This is a genomic window from Hyphomonas sp. (genome assembly GCF_041689225.1).
Classification (GTDB): Bacteria; Pseudomonadota; Alphaproteobacteria; order Caulobacterales; family Hyphomonadaceae; genus Hyphomonas.
Map to the genome: position 1 here is coordinate 1 of NZ_JBDNGN010000063.1, position 16,686 is coordinate 16,686.

The following is a 16,686-nucleotide window of genomic DNA, read 5'->3' on the forward strand; positions in this document are numbered from 1 at the left end:
GTGCTTTAGCGGGCAAATAGCACCAATCCGAGAATACCGACGGAGACGAGCACGACGCCGATGATCTCTCGCACGGTGACGCGTTCCTTGAAGAACAAGATTGACGCGCCGATCATGAAGATGACCTCGACCTGGCCGAGGGCGCGGACATGGGCGGCGTTCTGCAGGGTGAAGGCGGTAAACCAGGCGAGCGAGCCAAGCATGCCAATTAGGCCAACCCAGGCGGCGCTGCGCCAGCTGCGCAGCAGGCGTCCAGCTTCGCCCGGTTCCCTGACCTGCAGGAAGGCCAGCACGGCCAGCGCCTGGAAGGCCGTGACGAAGGCGAGCGTGGTGGCGGCGCGCAGGAAGACGTCACCCTCGATCAGTGACAGGGACGCGCCGCGATAGGCGACGGCGGACAGTCCGAACAGGCCGCCCGACAGGATGCCCAGCAGGGCCTTGCGATCAAGGAAGCTGCGGCGCGCAGCTGGGTCTGCCGGAATCGAGATCAGGATCACGCCGACAAGGCTGATCAGGATGGCGAGGGCGACGGGCAGGGAGAGCCTGTCGCCCAGCAGGACAATGCCGAACAGGGCTGTCTGGACGGGCTCTGTTTTCGTGAAGGCCGTGGCGACGGTGAAATTCTTGTAGGAGAAAAGGTGGATCAGCAGGCCGGTCGCCAGGATCTGTGCGAGGCTGCCGAGAATGGCACCGGTGACGAAGGTCAGGTTGAGCGGCGGCGCACTGCGCCCTGTACTCACGAGCAGGACGGCCAGCAGAAGGCAGGCCAGTGGCGCGGCAAACACGAAACGCGCTGCCGTGGCGCCCCATGTGCTGAGCGTGGCCTTCAGCCGTTTCTGCAATACCGAACGCAGGTTCTGCAGGAAGGCGGCCGCAATCGTGATGGGTATCCAGAGTTCCATCGAGCGCTTGGACAGCAGCCGGATGGGTTTGTCAAAGGCGGCTTAGCGGACCCGCGTGCATTGCGGGAAGGTGGTCGTGCCCTGTTGCAGCACGGCGTAGCGGCCCTGGTCCCAGAACACGACGCGCGTCGGGCCGATGCCGGACTGATAGCGCATGCCCTTGTTGGCAGCGACCTGTTGCAGCTGGTCAACTTCACCGTTGAACATGACCGTAGCGGACGTACCCACAACGCTGGCTTCGAGCTGAAGCGCACCGCATTCGTAATAGGGCGAGATCAGGTTGGCGCTGTAGGGCGCGGCATAGGCCGGGTCATTGGCCCTGCGCAGGTCGCCCTTCTGGCTAGTCGCTGGCGGCGTGACCGCGCAGGCGGCTGCAGACGCGGCGGGGGCGAGGAGGGCGAAGGGGTGGGTGGGTTCATGTCGGTGTCTCGGGGTGGTCTCATTGCTGGAACAAGCAATGAGACCCGGAAACGTTCCGCCCGGATCGCGGCCGCCTAGACCGTGCGCTGGGCTTTGTCGGCATTATTGGTGGCGGTGATAGCGTCCTTGGCGGCCTGCCATTGGTCGTCGCCCCAGGCGGCGAGCTGGGAGAAGTTGCCGCCGGATGCGTTGTACATGGCGCCGTCAATCGCGATGGTCTGGCCGTTGATATATTCCGCGCCCGGGCCCATCAGCAGGACGGCGAGGTTGACCAGTTCGTGCATTTCGCCGACGCGGCCCATCGGGTTTGCCGTGCCGCTGTCCATGCGCTTGGCGCCATCGGCATCGGGGGCGAGGCGTTTCGACATGCCTTCGGTGGGGAAGGGGCCGGGCGCAATGGCGTTGAAACGCAGGCCATAGCGGGCCCATTCGACGGCGAGGCTTTGCGTCATCGTGTTGACGGCAGCCTTGGACATGGCCGAGGGCACGACGAACGGGCCACCATTCCAGACCCATGTTGTCAGGATGGAGATGACATTGCCGCGGGTGCCGCCCTTGATCCAGCGCGTGCCGATATCGTGGGTCATGTAGAACGTGCCGCGGAAAACAATATTGGCAATTGCGTCAAAGCCCCGGATCGACAAGTCTTCGGTGCGCGAGATGAAATTGCCGGCGGCATTGTTGACGAGGCCGGTGAGCGGCCCGTGCTTGGCCCAGATCTCGTCATTCATGTCGGTGATGGCTTCGGCGACACGGATATCGCAGGCATGGGGCACGACCTTGCCGCCATGCTTTTCCATCAGGTCTTTCGCCGTTTCTTCGCAGACGCCGCCGCGCCGACCGCAGATGTGGACTTCGGCACCGAGCTTCAGGAAGCCTTCGGCCATTTCCTTGCCGAGGCCCGTGCCGCCGCCGGTGACGAGGATGCGTTCATCCTTCATCAGGCCATCGCGAAACATCAGTTTTGACGTGTTCATTTGTATTCTCCCTCTGTGTTTTCTGCTATCGAGTATAGCTCGCTTGAAGCCGGAGACATCCTATGAAACCTGTCCTTTTTGCCATTGTCGCGCTTGCCCTCGGGGCAGGAAGCGCGACGGCCGATCCGTTGAATGTGTTCGGCACGTTCGCGACCGAGGAAGAAAACTCGCATGTCGAGATTGCCGATTGCGGCGACGGCACGCCGTGCGGCACGATTGTCTGGATCGATCCGGCCAGCGTGACCGAGGGCAAGACACCTGAAACGGCGACGGATGCCGACGGCAAGAAGATTCTCGGCCTAACCATGCTGGAAGGCTTCCGGCAGACAGCCAAGGGCTGGACCGGCGGCACGATCTACAATCCGAAAGAGGGCAAGACCTACAGTTCGCGCATGAAACTGCTCGATGATGGTGTGCTGGAAGTGAAGGGCTGCATCGCCATGCTCTGCGAGACGCAGAACTGGAATCCGGTCGGCTAGGCGCGCTACTTCCTGAATGGCAGGCTGACCAGCCGCCAGAGGATCCAGATCGGCAACACGATGCCAGCGCCAGCGAGCGCGGGCTTCCAGAAATTGCGGATGGCCCAGCCGGCGGCGGCCAGAGTCTGCCTGGCAATCGAGGCGATGGCGTCGGGTATGTTCACATCCGGTGAGGCCGGGTTGAAGTTCGCGGCGAGCACGACGAAGCCAACAAGGATGCACAGGCCAAGCAGCTTGACGACGCCCCAAGGGCCGATGCCGAACAGGCGCAGCAGCACCGACCGGGGCGGCGGCTTTTCCGCCTTGGCCTTGACCTTGGGCGCCGGTCCGGGCGGCGGCGCAAGCGGCTCTACAACGGGCGGTTCATTCTCACTCATGTTCCGGTTTGTTCACTTCGGTGTTGCCCTTGTAGGCGACATTGACCTGGTGCGGATAAGGAATGGTGATGCCTTCACGGTCGAAGGCTTCCTTGATGGCCTTGGTGAGGTCGGCGCGGACCTGCACGAATTCGGGTGTCGCGACCCAGGCGCGCAGGCGCAGCTTGACGCTCCAGTCGGCGAGCGCGTGCACGCCGACCCAGGTTTCCGCCTTTGACAGTACGCGCGGATGGTCATTGGCCGTATCCAGCAGGACTTTCAGCGCATGGTCCATATTGTCGTCATAGGACATGTCGAAATAGAGGTCGAACTTGCGGCGCGTCTGGCGCGTATGGTTGACCAGCGCATCGCTCCAGACCTTGTCATTGGTGACGATGACGATCTTGTTGTCGACCTGTTTGAGCGATGTGGTGAAGGGGGAGATGTCGGTGACCTCGCCTTCGAGACCGGCCAGGCTGACATAGTCGCCGATGCGGAACGGGCGCAGGATGGCCAGCATAACCCCGGCGGCGACCGATTTCATCGTGTCCTGCAGGCCAAGGCCGATGGCCAGGCCGAGTGCGCCGAGGACGGCGGCAAGCGAGGTCGTCGGGAAGCCGAGCTGGGTCAGCGCCGTGACGATGGCGACCGCGAAGATCAGGTATTTGACCAGCGACCCGGCAAAGGCAAACAATGTGTCATCCGCGCCCGTGCGGCGGTGTGCCTTGCCGCCGAAATTGCGCATCGAGCGGGCGACCCAGTTCGCGAACAGGATTGCCACGAGCAGAATGGCGACTGCGGCGACGGCGCCGGGTCCCCGGCTTTCGACCAAAGTGCGCCAGTCATAGCCTGCAAGGCCGAGGGGCAGGGGCGACATAAGGATCAGCGCAAACATGCGGGTAACCGAGGCGCCGAGGTCCCAGCTGGAGCCTTCGAAGTCCTGGTCCTTCGGCGTCACCAGCCTGCCGAAGAGCGCAACCAGCCGCTTGACCAGAACGGCCACAATCCAGATGGCGATTGTCGCGGCAAGGACCAGCGACCATTTCAGGACCTGGGGCTCAGCGGCCTGCGCCCAGGCGGGCCAGCCAGTCATGTCGAATTCAGGCATCATGTTGCACTCTTGTCATGGGCCGTTGCGGGCTTCAACTCACCTTTCACGCATTGGTGACTGGAAGAAACCCGTCAGTTGCGGCAGTCGGGCCCGGTCAGCCATCGGGAGCAAGCGCATGAACAGGCAGGTCGTCCAGGAATATTACGGGGATATCCTGAAATCCACGTCAGACCTGCGCACAGATGCGTGTACGACGGATGCGGCGCCGCCCCTGCATGTGCGCACGGCGCTGGGCCGGGTGCATGACGCGGTTGCGGCGCGCTATTACGGCTGCGGCCTGGCGATTCCGGCCGAGCTTGGCGGCCTGCGGGTGCTCGATCTCGGCTGCGGCGCCGGGCGCGACGTCTATGCGCTGGCGAGCCTTGTCGGGCCTGAGGGCCTTGTGACGGGTGTCGACATGACCGAGGCGCAACTGGCGGTGGCGCGTGAACATGAGAACTGGCATGCCGAGGCCTTCGGGTATGCGGCTCCGAACACGCGTTTCCTTGAAGGTGAGCTGGAAAACCTGGACGCGCTGGATCTGGAGCCTAGCAGCTTCGACCTGATCATTTCAAACTGCGTGATCAATCTCTGCACCGACAAGCCCGCCGTGTTCCGCGCGGCGCACCGGTTGCTGAAGCCGGGCGGCGAGCTGTATTTCTCGGATGTCTATGCCGACCGCCGGATACCGGCAGACCTCGTCAAGGATCCGGTCCTCTACGGCGAATGCCTGTCAGGCGCGCTTTACTGGGGCGACTACCACGCGGTGGCGCAAGCGGCGGGCTTTGCCGATCTGCGCGTCATCAGCCACCGTCCACTGGCAATCCTTGATCCGGCGCTGAAGGCGAAGCTCGGGGCGATCCGGTTTGCCTCGGTGACGGCGCGCCTGTTCAAGCTGGAGGGGCTGGAGCCCGCCTGCGAGGATTATGGCCAGGCCGTGATCTATCGCGGCGGCGTGGAAGGCATGGAAGAGGTATTCATCCTCGACGCCGAACATCATATCGAGCAGGGCAGGGTGTTCCCGGTCTGCGGCAATACGCTGGCCATGCTAATGGACACGCGGTTTGCGCCCCATTTCCAGGTGATCGGCGCAGGCGACAGGCATTTCGGCCTGTTCCCCGGATGCGCCGCGCCGGACGTGTTCGCTGCCGGGGACGTGTCGGCTGCGGCCCCGGTTGGCGGTTGCTGCTGAGCGCTAGTCCTTGTTCACGTTGACCTGGTGCGGATACGGAATGGAGATGCCGGCCGCGTCGAGCGCTGCCTTGACGTTCATGGTGAGGGCCCAGCGGGTCTCCCAATAGTCAGGCGTCTTCACCCATGGGCGGGCAATGATGTCGACGGAACTGGCGCCGAGATTGTCGACCCGCACGACAGGCGCAGGGTCTGCGAGCACACGGCTGTCGGCCTTGATCACGCCTTCAATCACGCTGATCGCATGCTCCATGCCGTCGCCATAATCGATGCCGAAAACGAGATCGATGCGGCGTGTCGTATAGCCTGCATAATTCTTGATGATGCCGTCGATGGCCTTGCTGTTGGGCACGATGACCTGAACATTGTCCGGTGTCGCAAGAATGGTCTGGAACAAGTTGATTTCCTTGACCGTGCCGCCAACGCCCGCAACCTCGACATACTGGCCGACACCATAAGGCCGGAACAGCATGATCATGATGCCCGACGCGATATTGCCGAGGGCGCCCTGCAATGACAGGCCGATGGCCAGGGTCATGGCGCCGAGGATGGCGACGAAGCTGGTGGCTTGTACGCCGAACAGTTGCAGCGCAGCGATGATCGTGGCGGCTGTCAGGAACCAGCGGACGAGCGACGCAAAAAAGCTGCCGAGGGTCTCGTCGATGTTCGGTCGCTTGACGGCCTCTCTGCGGACCATACTGGCCATGGCCCCGGAGATGCGCAGGCCGATTATCAGGACGATGAAGGCACCAAGGGCCTTCAGGCCATAGGCAGCAAGGACGGGCCAGTGTTCGGCAATCATGGCTTGCCAGTCGATATCGTTCAGAAAGTCCATGAATTACTCCGGGGGTTCAGGCTTGACCGCGCGCACCGTGGGCGCCGCGCGTCAGCCGCACGTATAGGATGAGAATGGTGAGGGCGCCGGTGACGATGGCGAGCCAGGTCATGCCGGTGACGGTCCAGTTGTTGAGCAGGATGCCGACGAGGCCCCATGCGAGCGAAACAAAAAACCAGATGCTGCGACTGACAATATGGCTGAAGGCCCATGCCGCAAGCGCGGCGGGCACCAGCGTCGCCCACAGCATCTGCCACGGATAGTCGGTTGCGCCGAGCGTGGTGAAATGGCGAATCGTCAGCGGGATCGAGATGGCGATCGCGACCGTGATCCAGCCAGCGAGCAGGCCGGTGGCCATATCGGCGACGAGTTTGGCCGGGCTGCCACCCATGCCGCGTATCCGGTCAAACCTGTAGGCCGCAAACCAGGCTGCGGCGGCAATCGGAAACAGGAGTGCAAAGTCGAGCGGCGGGGACACGATCAGTTGGGCGCTCAACATCCAGATCACGTTCAGCATGCCGGCAATGATCAGGGCCGGGGTGATTCGATCCATCCACGGCTCGCGGCGAAAGACGGCGAACAGGGCGAACACGAAATAGGCGAGGAAAATCAGGCTCCAGATCGCAAAGAAGACTGGCAGGGGCTGTTCAGGCGCGCCGAGGTCGCGTGTCGCATTGCCAATCGGCGTGCCGACGCCAAGCAGCGGCGCCAGCGCTCCAGACAGCGGTTGCAGCACGGCGAGCAGGAGCAGAATCACAGGCGGCTGTTTTTGCATGGACGACATATGACCCTGAATGGCTGGAGGGCAAATTGGTTGCACTGACAAAAGTGTGATGGCACCGGCCGGATTCACGTTATAGGCCGCCCTCTCTGCGAAGACTCAACAAAGGATTTTGCTCATGGCAAAGACACCTGTGGCCAAGAAGGCCCCTGCTAAAACTGCAGCCAAGAAAGCTGTTGCCAAACCGGCAACTGCGCGCGCGGCTGCGAAACCGGCTGCGACCAAAGCTGTCGCGGCGAAGAAGCCCGCTGCTAAAGCTGCACCTGCTGCGGCTGCCAAGGCAGCACCGAAAACGGCAACGACTGTGACCCTGCGTCAGATGTCGGTCGAAATGGCTGAGGCTCATGGCCTCACCAAGAAACAAACACAAGAACTGTTCGACGACATGGCCGTTCGGATCACGAAACGCCTCAAGAAAGGCGAGCGGATTCGCATGAACGGCCTCGGCACGCTGGAAGTGCGCAAGCGCCTCGCACGCATGGGCCGTAACCCGGCAACGGGCGAAGCGATCAAGATCAAGGCGTCCAAGAAGGTTGCCTTCCGCGTCGCCAAGGAACTCAAAGAAACCGTCTAATATAGGACAGCTTCTGAAATTCCGGAAAGGGTCGGGCTCGCAGAGCGCCTGACCTTTTTTTGTTTGCTCGAGGCTGTTCGCCGCTAACGCGGCGGCCTCTGCGCCTGCGCCTTCCTTGTGAAAGCTTCGGCTAGTCCGGCAACATCGCTGCCAGCGTTTCGATCCGGTCAGCCTCGGCGGTCGGCTTGTCCCAGCGGATGCGATTGATGCGCGGAAAGCGCATGGCCAGGCCGGACTTGTGGCGGGGCGACCGCTGCAGGCCTTCGAAGGCCACTTCCAGAACCACGCCGGTCTCCTTGTTGGCCGTAACGGAGCGGACCGGGCCGAACCGGTCAATCGTGTTGGCACGGACAAAAGCGTCGAGTCGCTTCAGTTCCTCGTCGGTGAAACCGAAATAGGCCTTGCCGACAGGGGTGAGCCTGTCCTCGCCGTCTTCCACGCGCCAGACACCGAACGTGAAATCGGAATAGAAGCTGGAGCGCTTGCCGTGGCCGCGCTGGGCATACATCAGCACGGCATCGACGAGGTAGGGATCGCGCTTCCACTTGTACCAGAGACCCTTGGGGCGTCCGGCGAGATAGGGGCTGTCCCAGCGCTTCAGCATGACGCCTTCGATGTCCGGCGCGGGCGGATCGAGGCGGGCATCGTCGAGCGCGGCGAGTGTGGTGATCGGCACGAGTGGGGAGAGGTCGAACCGGTCGCTCTCGATGCCGAGGACAAAGGCTTCAAGATGGATGCGACGTTCGCGGAAGGCCTCGCCGCGCAGGTCGCGGATGCCGTCTTGCAGCAGGTCATAGGCGCGAATGAAGGCGGGGTGCGTCTCCAGCTGGCGCTTCGAGACGGTCTTGCGACCTAGGCGCTGCTGCAGCGCATTGAACGGAGCGACCGTGCCGTCTGCATTGCGCACAAGGAGTTCGCCGTCGAGCGTGCCGTCGAATTCCATTGCGGCGACAACGTCCGGGAAGGCGTGGGAAATATCGTCGCCGGTGCGAGTGTAGATGCGCCGCGCGCCGTCGGCTGCCGAGGCCTGGACGCGGACGCCATCATATTTCCACTCGGCAGCGAACGTCTCCGCAGTGATCAGGGCGGGGTCGACCGCCTCGGGCGTGTCGCGGTCCGCCTTGGGCACCAGGGGATGGGCGAGCATGACCGGACGGAACGGTGCAGCGATGTCCGGTGCCGGCTTGTCGGCGCGGCCTTCGAGCCAGGCGAACAGGCTTTCATAAGGCGGGGCGAGGCCGTGCCAGATTTCCTCGATTTCGGTGGCGTCCTTGTCGCCGAAATCCGCGAGCGCGAGCTTGGCGAGACGGGCCGATACACCGATGCGCAGGCCGCCGGTCAGCAGTTTCAGGAACGCCCAGCGGCCAGTCGCGTCGAGACCGTCGAGCCAGCCTGCGACGAGCTTTGGCGCCTCGGCGCGGGGGGCTGCGGTCAGCGTTTCGACAATGTCGGAGAGCGGCGGTGTGCGATTGGCGCCGCGCACGTCCGGCCAGACCAGGCTGACCGTTTCGGCAAGGTCGCCGACATAATCATAGGACAGCGCGAAGAGTTCCGGGTCCATGCGCCCGTCCATGAGGGCGCGGATCATGGCCGGTTTGACGTTCGGGATATCGAGATCGCCGGTGATCGCGCCGAGCGCATAGCCGCGGCCCGGATCAGGCGCCGTGGCGAAATAATCCACCATCAGGCGCAGCTTGCCGTTACGCGACGGCGTGAGCACAAGTCTGTCAAGCAGGTCGGCAAAGGCTTGCATACAATCCTACATAAGGCCAAACACGCGGCATGACAGCGTCGAAACAAGGCGCGTCACTGTTAAAAAGCAGCCAATTACCAAGGGACATCCATTCATGACGCTCACGCTCCACCATCTTAACGCCTCACGCTCGCAGCGGATTGTCTGGCTTCTCGCCGAAATCGGCGTGCCGCACGAGATCGTCCACTACAAGCGCGATGAGACGACCAACCTTGCGCCGCCGGACCTGTTGAAGATTCACCCGATGGGCAAGTCGCCCCTGCTGGAAGACGGCGACGTCGTCATCGCGGAAACCGGCGCCATAGCGGAATACCTGATGGGCAAGTACGATACGGCCTACCAGCTGCACCCACGCCCGAACTCGCCGGAATTCCCGCGCTACCTGGAATGGCTGCATGCCGCCGAGGGCGCCGTGTTCCTGCCGGGCCTGCTGCAGGTCTATTTCCGGCGCGTCGACATGACCGGCAACCCGGTCGAGGCGATGATGGCGGCAGAGCGCGAGAAAGCTGCGAGTACGATTGAGGCGCACCTGTCCAAATATGCCTATTTTGCCGGCGAGCGCTTTACGGCCGCCGACTGCCTGATGGGCTTCCAGATCCAGATGGCCGATTCCATGGGCGCGTTGGCAAACCGCCCGGCGACCAAGGCCTGGCTGGAAAAGATGCGGGCGCGGCCTGCCTACCAGGAAATGCTCGAGGTCGGGATTTAGCCGGGCTCCAACGCTGCAAAGGCCGAGGGCCCCGGAAACAAGACGCATGGAGCGCTCATCCTGAGCGAAGTCGAAGGACGGGCGCGGGCCGCACGCACAACTCTCCCGGGCCTCGTCCTTCGACTTCGCTCAGGATGAGCCCCTCCGATCGTCTAGATCACGGGGCGAGGTGACGCCTTATTTGCAACCATCCGGATTGGCGTCGCAGCGCGCCATGACAGCGTCCATCCAGCCGGCATAGCCCTGCAGGTTGGTGTAGCGGCCATTATAGTCGCCGGCGCAGAATTCGCCGGTGGTGCGGTTCTGCTCGACCACTGACAATACGCCGACAACCGTCCGAGTGCCGTCGGCCTCCGTCACATAGAGCGGGCCGCCGCTGTCGCCGACACAGGGGCCTGCGCCGCCGGCGCTGGCGACATTGATCAGGGACGGCCCGTCAGCGGTGATGGCAAGCTTTGTGGTCAGCAGGTCATTCGAGAGCTGGCCGCCATAATGGGTAAGGCCCCAACCGGCCATGTCGGCGGTCGGGTAATTGGCCGGTGCGAGCGGCTTTACAGTGGCGCCATAGCGGGCGATCGGCACGTCGGCGATGGGGGCGACCTGGTCGTCATCGAGGCGGATCAGGGCGAGGTCATTGGCATAGCCATTGGCGGTGCCGAGATAGCCGCCATGGCAGACGGCGACGGTGCCGCTGGTGACCTTGGCGAGCGGGCTGCGCAGGTTGGCCGCGTCTGCGATGAGACGGAGTTCCTGATAGTCGTCGTCCACGCAATGGGCGGCGGTGACGAACCAGTTCCTTGCGATACGCGTGGCGCCGCAATGACCGCTGGCGATGGTGCCGTCAGCCTGCGGGTTGCGAGGTTCGAGCTTCACGATGCCGGGAAAGCTGGCGAGGGTGGCGGCGAGGCCGTTGACGGCCTCCGCGCCGACCGAGGGCGCTTCCAGCGTGGTGGCACCCGCGACCATGGCCACGGTCGGCGTCGGCGGGCTGTCAGCGGGGCGGCCACAGCTGGCTGCGTTCAGCGCGGCCAGCGTCGGCAGGGGTGCCTGAATCGTCAGGGCGAGGCCGCCAGCGGACTCGGGATCGAGGGCAGTCTCGTCAGCGGCGTCGTCTATCGCGCCATCTGCAGGCGCGGTTTCAGTGGGAGCGGTCTCATCCGTCGCAGGCGGCGTATCGGCCGCGTTTGCTGGCGCTTCGATCGTAGTTTCCGTGGCGGGCGTGTCGGGCACGACTTCGACCGAACTGGTCACGTTGTCGTCGAACGCGTCCGCAGGCAATTGGTCGACGGGACTGGCGGCTTTTTCGTCCGGCGGATTGAGACCGGGCACCTTGATGGCGTCGCAGCCGGCAAGCACGAGCAGGGCGGCGCTGGCCGCGAGGAGGGCTGGGCGTTTCATGTCGTCCCCTTTGAATACACCTATAGCCGTTACTAAAGGCCCCTTGCCGGGGCGCGGTCAACCGGCCTCGTCAGCATAGGCGACCATGCGCAGGGGGCGGGCGCGGCGGCCCTCCAGTTCGGCCCAGCGTACGAGGGCGTCTTCTCGGCCATAGGTGACCCAGAGCTCTTCCGGGTTCACTTCGCGCACCGTTTCGGTCAGTTCGTCCCAGTCGGCATGGTCCGAGATCACCAGCGGCAGCTCCACGCCGCGCTGTTTGGCGCGCTGGCGGATGCTCATCCAGCCCGACGCGAAGGCGATGACGGGGTCAGGGAAGTTCTGCGCCCATTTGCCCTCGAAACTGCCGGGCGGGGCGACGATGATCTCGCCGCGAAAGGTTTCGCGTTCGGCTTTCGGCACGTCGCCGGACGAGACAGTGATGAGCGTGCCGAGGTCGATGCCGACGGACTGGTAGTGGGCGCAGAGCTTTTCGAGGCTGGGATGGATGAAGATCGGGGCGTCATGGCCGGCGAGGCGCAGGTGGCGGATGACGCGCTGTGCCTTTCCAAGGGAATAGGCGCCGACGCAATGGGCGCGCTCGGGAAAGGCCTGCAGGCTGTGCAGGAGGCGGGTAATCTCGCCGCCCGTGTCCGGGTGGCGGAAGACGGGGAGGGCGAAGGTCGCCTCGGAGATGAACACATGCGTGTTTGCCACCGGCTCGAACGAGGCGCAGGTCGGGTCGAAGCGGCGCTTGTAGTCGCCGGTGAATGTCATGCGCAGGCCCTTGTGCTCGACCACGACCTGCGCCGAGCCGAGGATGTGGCCTGCGGGCGCCAGCCAGACGGTGACGCCGTTGATCTCGACGGTCTCGCCATAGTCCAGCCCCTGCGTGGATTTGGCGAAGGTCTGGCCATAGCGGCAGGCCATGATGGCGAGCGTGTCCGGATGGGCGAGCACCTTGCCGTGGCCTCCGCGCGCATGGTCGGAATGGCCGTGGCTGATGACGGCCCGTTCGACCGCGCCGCGCACGGGATCGAGGTAGAAATCCCCCGGCGGGCAGTAAAGGCCCTTGGGCGTGGGCTGCAGGAGGAGGTCGGGCCGGAGCATGACCTGAATGTAGGCGATTGCGGGAATGGGGGAAGGGGCGGGACGCGGTCCCTTCCGCTTTGCGGCCAAGTGGGGTAGGCGACTGGGCCGCATCAAGGGCGTTCCTCATGCAAGTTGGCATCGATTTCGGCACATCGAACACGTCGATCGCGTTTCGCGGTCCGGATGGCGCCGCCCTGATTGCGCTGGAGCCGGACGCCACGTCGATCCCGACAGCCGTGTTCTACGGCCTGGATTCCGGCGAGTACGCCATCGGGTCACAGGCGGTGAGCGCCTATGAGTCCGGCGAAGAGGGCCGGTTGATGCGTTCGATCAAGTCGGTCCTCGGCTCGTCGCTGATTGACGAGACGACAGAGCTCGGACGCCGGCGCTTGCCGTTCCGCGACGTGATCGTGCATTTCCTGCGCCGGGTGATTGCCAATGCGGAAGAGCAGACGGGGCAGCGCGTCGAGTCTGTCATCCAGGGCCGCCCGGTCTCGTTCAATGACAAGCATGCGGATCTCGACAAACGCGCGCAGACCATCCTGGAAGCCTGCCTTCACGCGGCGGGCGTTGCCCATGTCGAATTCCTCGAAGAGCCGGTGGCGGCGGCGCGCTCGGTGACCTTCCCGACCGGCCGGGAAAAGCTGATCTTCGTAGTCGATATCGGGGGCGGCACGTCCGATTTTTCGGTCGTGCGCATATCACCCGACAATGCCGGCTTCGACGTGCTGGGGAGTACCGGCTTGTATGTTGGCGGCAATGATTTCGACCACATGCTGAGCTTCTTCGAACTCTCGCACCTGTTCGGGCATGGCGAGACGCTGGCGCTGAACGGGCTGCCGGCGCCATCGGCGCCCTATTCGACGCTGTCTGACTGGAAGAGCCTGAACAAGCTCTACACGCGCGACACCCAGAAACAGATCAAGTGGATGATGATGAACAGCCCGGACAGTCGCGGGATCCGGGCGTTCGACCATCTGGTGCGCACCCATGAAGCGCACACCTATGCCAAGCGCACCGAGCAGATCAAGATCGGCCTCAGCGAGGCAGACCAGCAGACTTTCGTCTATGACACGCCGGAGGCGCATCTCGAGCGGCTGGTCGCGCGCGGGACGTTCGAGGGGCTCATTGATGAGGCGATCTCGAAAATGGATGCGGTGGCCGTAGACTGCCTGAAGCGGGCGGGCGTGTCTCCGGACCAGATCACCGATATCGTGATGGTGGGCGGCTCCACGTTCATCCCGCTGGTGCAGGAACGGCTGACACGACGGTTCGGCAATGCCGCCCTGTCAGCCAATGACCGCTTCGGCGCCGTCGCCAAAGGTCTCGCCCTGCATCGCGCGGCAACCCGCTAACGGGTGAGTTGGCGGACTAGAGCGCCGCCAGGACCGCTTTCGGCGTGATCGGGATATGGCGCAGGCGTGCACCGACAGCGTTGAAGATCGCATTGCCGATCGCCGGGCCGACGACTGTTGTGGCGGGTTCGCCAAGGCCGACCGGTACTTCGGTGCTCTCGACAAAACTGATGTCGAGTTCCGGCACATCGGCGAGGCGCAGCGGCGTGTAGGGGCCGAGATTCAGGTCCTTGACCTGTCCGTTCACGAACTCCGTGCCCTCGTGCAGTGCGAGCGAGAGGCCCCAGAGGGCTGCACCCTGCATTTGCGCCAGCGCGCCGTCCGGATCGACGATCGTTCCGGCATCGGCCACCAGTGTCAGCTTCTCGACCGTGACGCGGCCACTGGCGCGATCGACATGGACCTGCGCTGCACAGGCGACCCATGTCGGCATGCCGCGCTCTTGGCCGAAGCTGCTTGCCAAGCCGATTCCCGAATCCGCGGGGAGTGATTTGCCCCAGCCGGCCTTGGCGGCGCAGCGGCGCACGACTTCGGCCTGGCGTAGCGCGCCACCGACGGCGTTCGGCGCCGAGCCCGCATTGATGCCTGCGCCGTCAAGCAGGGCCAAGCGGAAACCGACCGGGTCCTTGCCGAGCGTGTGGGCCGCTTCGTCCATGAAGCTTTCCAGCGCCCAATTGGTGAAGCCGGGCCCGACCGAGCGCAGCCAGCCTGGTCGGAACGTGCTGTTGGCAAGATCGTTCGAGACGGCGCGGACGCGGTGCGCACCGACCGTGTACCAATGGTCCGCGCCGCTGATGGCGAAGGGGTCATAGGCCACTCCGTTCACGCCGTTCGGCATGAAGAAGGGCGCCATGACCTGGGTCGGCCAGCCGGCGGCGACATGCTGTTCCATGCCGGTGACCTTTCCATCGGCGTCGGCGGCAAGGCGGAGACGCTGGACGCTGGGCGAGCGCACGGAGTCCATGCGGGTATCGTCCTCACGCGTGAGCACCATCTTGACCGGCTTGCCCAGCGCCTTGGCGGCGAGGGCGGCTGGCACGGCATAGTCGCCGTTCAGCCTGCGGCCGAAACCGCCGCCGAGCCGGTAGGTGCGCATGACGATCTTGTCCTCGGGCATGCCAAGCGCCGTGGCGAGCCAGGGCAGTACGAGGCTTTGCCATTGGTTGCCGGTGTGGATTTCCATAATGCCGTCTTTTTCGAAAGCGAGGGCATTGACGGGTTCGAGGTGCATGTGGAGCGCAGTGCCGGTCGTGTAGGTGGCTTCCACTTTCGTTGTCGCGGTGGCGAAGGCTGCGGTCGTGTCGGTGACGCCGGTGTCGAGAATGGCACCGTTCGACGGATCGTCGAGCAGGCTGCCGGCATGGTCCTGGATCTGCTTTTCGGAGACCTTGGATGTCGGGCCGGGGGTCCAGTCGACCTTGACGAGGTCAACTGCCTTGATGGCTGCCGGATAGGTGTCTGCGATCACCATGACCCAGCCCGTCACGGTGCCGGAAGGGTCGTCGATCACGAGGCTCTGCCGGTAGCCCTTCACCGATTTCGCGGCGCTGTCGTCAACGGAATTGACTTTCGACCCATTGCGCGTCGGCGGCATGATGGGCCGGGCATAGACCATGCCGTCGACCTTGGCGTCGATGCCGTAGAGGGCGGTGCCGTTGGTCTTCTCCCTGATGTCGCGCGCCATGACCGGCTTGCCGATCAGGCGGCGTTCTGCAGCAGGTTTGACCGGGAGGGCAGCGAGTTCCTCGGGCGTGAAGGTCTTGTTGACGCCCTTCTTGACGATGTCGGCATAGCTGATCGTCTTGCTGCCGGAGATGACTTCGCCATTGCGGGCGGTGCAGGTTGCGGCATCGACCCCGAGGGCGGCGGCGCCCGCTTCGATCAATGCGGTGCGGCCAGCTGCGCCGGCCTGGGAATAGATCGGGAAGGTCTGCCAGACAGACCAGCTGCCGCCGGTGACCATGAGGCCCCATTTCGGATCGGAGTCGACCTGCTTGATGCGGACATTGTCCCACGGGATTTCAAGCTCGTCGGCGAGGATCCGCGCGAGCGCCGTGCCGACATGCTGGCCCATCTCGGCGCGGATGATGTTGATCGTCGCAATGCCGTCGGCGCCGATGGCATACCAGAGCGAGGGGGCATAGAGCTCGGCGTCTATTTTGGTGGCGTCACCCGGTGCATCCTTAGCGCCGCAGGCGGTCAGGAAGCTGAAGGCGAGACCGCCGCCAGCCGTGGTGATGAGAAAGCCGCGCCGCGAGAGAGCGGTCGGGGCGGACAAATCAGTGGTGCGTGTGAAGCGTGACATGAGTCTCAGCCTCCCTTCATAGCGTCGGCGGCCTGGCGCATGGCGGCCCGGATGCGGGTATAGGTCATACAGCGGCACAGGTTCCCGGTCATGATCGAGTCGATATCCTCGTCCGACACGTTGGGGTCTTCGGCGAGGGCTGCGGCGGCCTGCATGATCTGGCCCGACTGGCAGTAGCCGCATTGCGGTACCTGGAGTTCCTGCCAGGCCACCTGGACGGGATGCGCGCTGTTCGGATCCAGGCCTTCGATCGTGGTGATCTCCTCACCGTCGACAGTGCTTACCGGTGTGATGCAGGACCGGACGGCCACGCCACCGATATGGACGGTGCAGGCACCGCACTGGCCAACGCCGCAACCGAACTTGGTACCGGTGAGGTTGGCCTCGTCGCGGATTACCCAGAGCAGGGGCGTGTCGGGATCGGTGTCGATCGTGAAGGGTTTTCCGTTGAGCTTGAAGCTGGTCATGTCGTCTCCATCATTTCCGTCGGGCA

Annotated in this window: 16 protein-coding genes and 1 pseudogene; 5 read left to right on the forward strand and 12 right to left on the reverse strand. The window is 64.0% G+C overall.

The genetic code is table 11. The annotated features are described in order from the left end of the window. Positions 1 to 5: 5 nt before the first annotated feature. The 3 genes from ACESNB_RS05660 to ACESNB_RS05670 are packed head-to-tail and all read right to left on the reverse strand — an operon-like array spanning position 6 to position 2,299. Entirely contained in the window at positions 6 to 902 is an 897-nt protein-coding gene (locus ACESNB_RS05660; RefSeq protein ID WP_373005109.1) for an EamA family transporter, read from the reverse strand. Positions 903 to 944: 42 nt separating this feature from the next. Continuing rightward, positions 945 to 1,361: an MliC family protein gene (locus tag ACESNB_RS05665; protein ID WP_373005152.1), complete on the reverse strand. Its 417-nt coding sequence runs from the start codon at positions 1,359 to 1,361 to the stop codon at positions 945 to 947. Positions 1,362 to 1,396: 35 nt separating this feature from the next. Then, positions 1,397 to 2,299: an SDR family oxidoreductase gene (locus ACESNB_RS05670; RefSeq protein WP_373005112.1), complete on the reverse strand. Its 903-nt coding sequence runs from the start codon at positions 2,297 to 2,299 to the stop codon at positions 1,397 to 1,399. Positions 2,300 to 2,361: 62 nt separating this feature from the next. Here ACESNB_RS05670 and ACESNB_RS05675 point away from each other — a divergent pair, with 62 nt between their 5' ends. Further along, complete coding sequence (locus ACESNB_RS05675; protein ID WP_373005115.1) at positions 2,362 to 2,778, forward strand: DUF2147 domain-containing protein; 417 nt, start codon at positions 2,362 to 2,364, stop codon at positions 2,776 to 2,778. A 5-nt stretch (positions 2,779 to 2,783) separates the two neighbouring features. On the opposite strand, the gene ACESNB_RS05680 is transcribed toward ACESNB_RS05675, so the two are convergent. Both ACESNB_RS05680 and ACESNB_RS05685 read right to left on the reverse strand, forming a co-directional pair. After that, positions 2,784 to 3,155, reverse strand: a complete 372-nt coding sequence (locus ACESNB_RS05680; protein WP_373005118.1) for a hypothetical protein — start codon at positions 3,153 to 3,155, stop codon at positions 2,784 to 2,786. Beyond that, the gene (locus ACESNB_RS05685; protein WP_373005121.1) at positions 3,148 to 4,245 is read right to left on the reverse strand and encodes a mechanosensitive ion channel family protein; all 1,098 of its coding nucleotides are present in this window, start codon (positions 4,243 to 4,245) and stop codon (positions 3,148 to 3,150) included. Before ACESNB_RS05685 ends, ACESNB_RS05680 begins: the two co-directional genes overlap by 8 nt. A 115-nt stretch (positions 4,246 to 4,360) precedes the next feature. Here ACESNB_RS05685 and ACESNB_RS05690 point away from each other — a divergent pair, with 115 nt between their 5' ends. Then, a complete protein-coding gene (locus tag ACESNB_RS05690) occupies positions 4,361 to 5,416 on the forward strand; it encodes a methyltransferase domain-containing protein (RefSeq protein ID WP_373005124.1) in 1,056 nt (351 codons plus the stop codon). A gap of 3 nt (positions 5,417 to 5,419) precedes the next feature. On the opposite strand, the gene ACESNB_RS05695 is transcribed toward ACESNB_RS05690, so the two are convergent. Together ACESNB_RS05695 and ACESNB_RS05700 are read right to left on the reverse strand one after the other, a co-directional pair. Then, positions 5,420 to 6,250, reverse strand: a complete 831-nt coding sequence (locus ACESNB_RS05695; RefSeq protein WP_373005127.1) for a mechanosensitive ion channel family protein — start codon at positions 6,248 to 6,250, stop codon at positions 5,420 to 5,422. A gap of 16 nt (positions 6,251 to 6,266) precedes the next feature. Further along, positions 6,267 to 7,025 (reverse strand): hypothetical protein, encoded by a 759-nt coding sequence (locus ACESNB_RS05700; RefSeq protein WP_373005130.1) that lies wholly within the window; start codon positions 7,023 to 7,025, stop codon positions 6,267 to 6,269. A gap of 262 nt (positions 7,026 to 7,287) precedes the next feature. Here ACESNB_RS05700 and ACESNB_RS05705 point away from each other — a divergent pair. Beyond that, positions 7,288 to 7,605 (forward strand): annotated as a pseudogene (locus tag ACESNB_RS05705) (HU family DNA-binding protein); the annotation flags it as partial. Positions 7,606 to 7,735: 130 nt separating this feature from the next. Here ACESNB_RS05705 and ACESNB_RS05710 read toward each other — a convergent pair. Beyond that, positions 7,736 to 9,358: a cisplatin damage response ATP-dependent DNA ligase gene (locus ACESNB_RS05710; protein WP_373005134.1), complete on the reverse strand. Its 1,623-nt coding sequence runs from the start codon at positions 9,356 to 9,358 to the stop codon at positions 7,736 to 7,738. A gap of 94 nt (positions 9,359 to 9,452) precedes the next feature. On the opposite strand from ACESNB_RS05710, the gene ACESNB_RS05715 reads away from it, so the two are divergent. Beyond that, the gene (locus ACESNB_RS05715) at positions 9,453 to 10,067 is read left to right on the forward strand and encodes a glutathione S-transferase family protein (protein WP_373005137.1); all 615 of its coding nucleotides are present in this window, start codon (positions 9,453 to 9,455) and stop codon (positions 10,065 to 10,067) included. Positions 10,068 to 10,244: 177 nt separating this feature from the next. Here ACESNB_RS05715 and ACESNB_RS05720 read toward each other — a convergent pair whose 3' ends face one another. Continuing rightward, a complete protein-coding gene (locus tag ACESNB_RS05720; protein WP_373005140.1) occupies positions 10,245 to 11,465 on the reverse strand; it encodes a trypsin-like serine protease in 1,221 nt (406 codons plus the stop codon). Positions 11,466 to 11,522: 57 nt separating this feature from the next. Further along, the gene (locus ACESNB_RS05725) at positions 11,523 to 12,551 is read right to left on the reverse strand and encodes a ligase-associated DNA damage response exonuclease (RefSeq protein WP_373005143.1); all 1,029 of its coding nucleotides are present in this window, start codon (positions 12,549 to 12,551) and stop codon (positions 11,523 to 11,525) included. Positions 12,552 to 12,658: 107 nt separating this feature from the next. Between ACESNB_RS05725 and ACESNB_RS05730 the strand changes: the two genes are divergently transcribed. Further along, a complete protein-coding gene (locus ACESNB_RS05730) occupies positions 12,659 to 13,888 on the forward strand; it encodes an Hsp70 family protein (RefSeq protein WP_373005146.1) in 1,230 nt (409 codons plus the stop codon). Between the two features lie 16 nt (positions 13,889 to 13,904). Here the strand turns inward: ACESNB_RS05730 and ACESNB_RS05735 are convergent, their stop codons facing one another. Beyond that, entirely contained in the window at positions 13,905 to 16,193 is a 2,289-nt protein-coding gene (locus ACESNB_RS05735) for a molybdopterin cofactor-binding domain-containing protein (protein ID WP_373005149.1), read from the reverse strand. A gap of 5 nt (positions 16,194 to 16,198) precedes the next feature. Further along, complete coding sequence (locus ACESNB_RS05740) at positions 16,199 to 16,660, reverse strand: (2Fe-2S)-binding protein (protein WP_373005155.1); 462 nt, start codon at positions 16,658 to 16,660, stop codon at positions 16,199 to 16,201. Between the last annotated feature and the right edge of the window lie 26 nt (positions 16,661 to 16,686).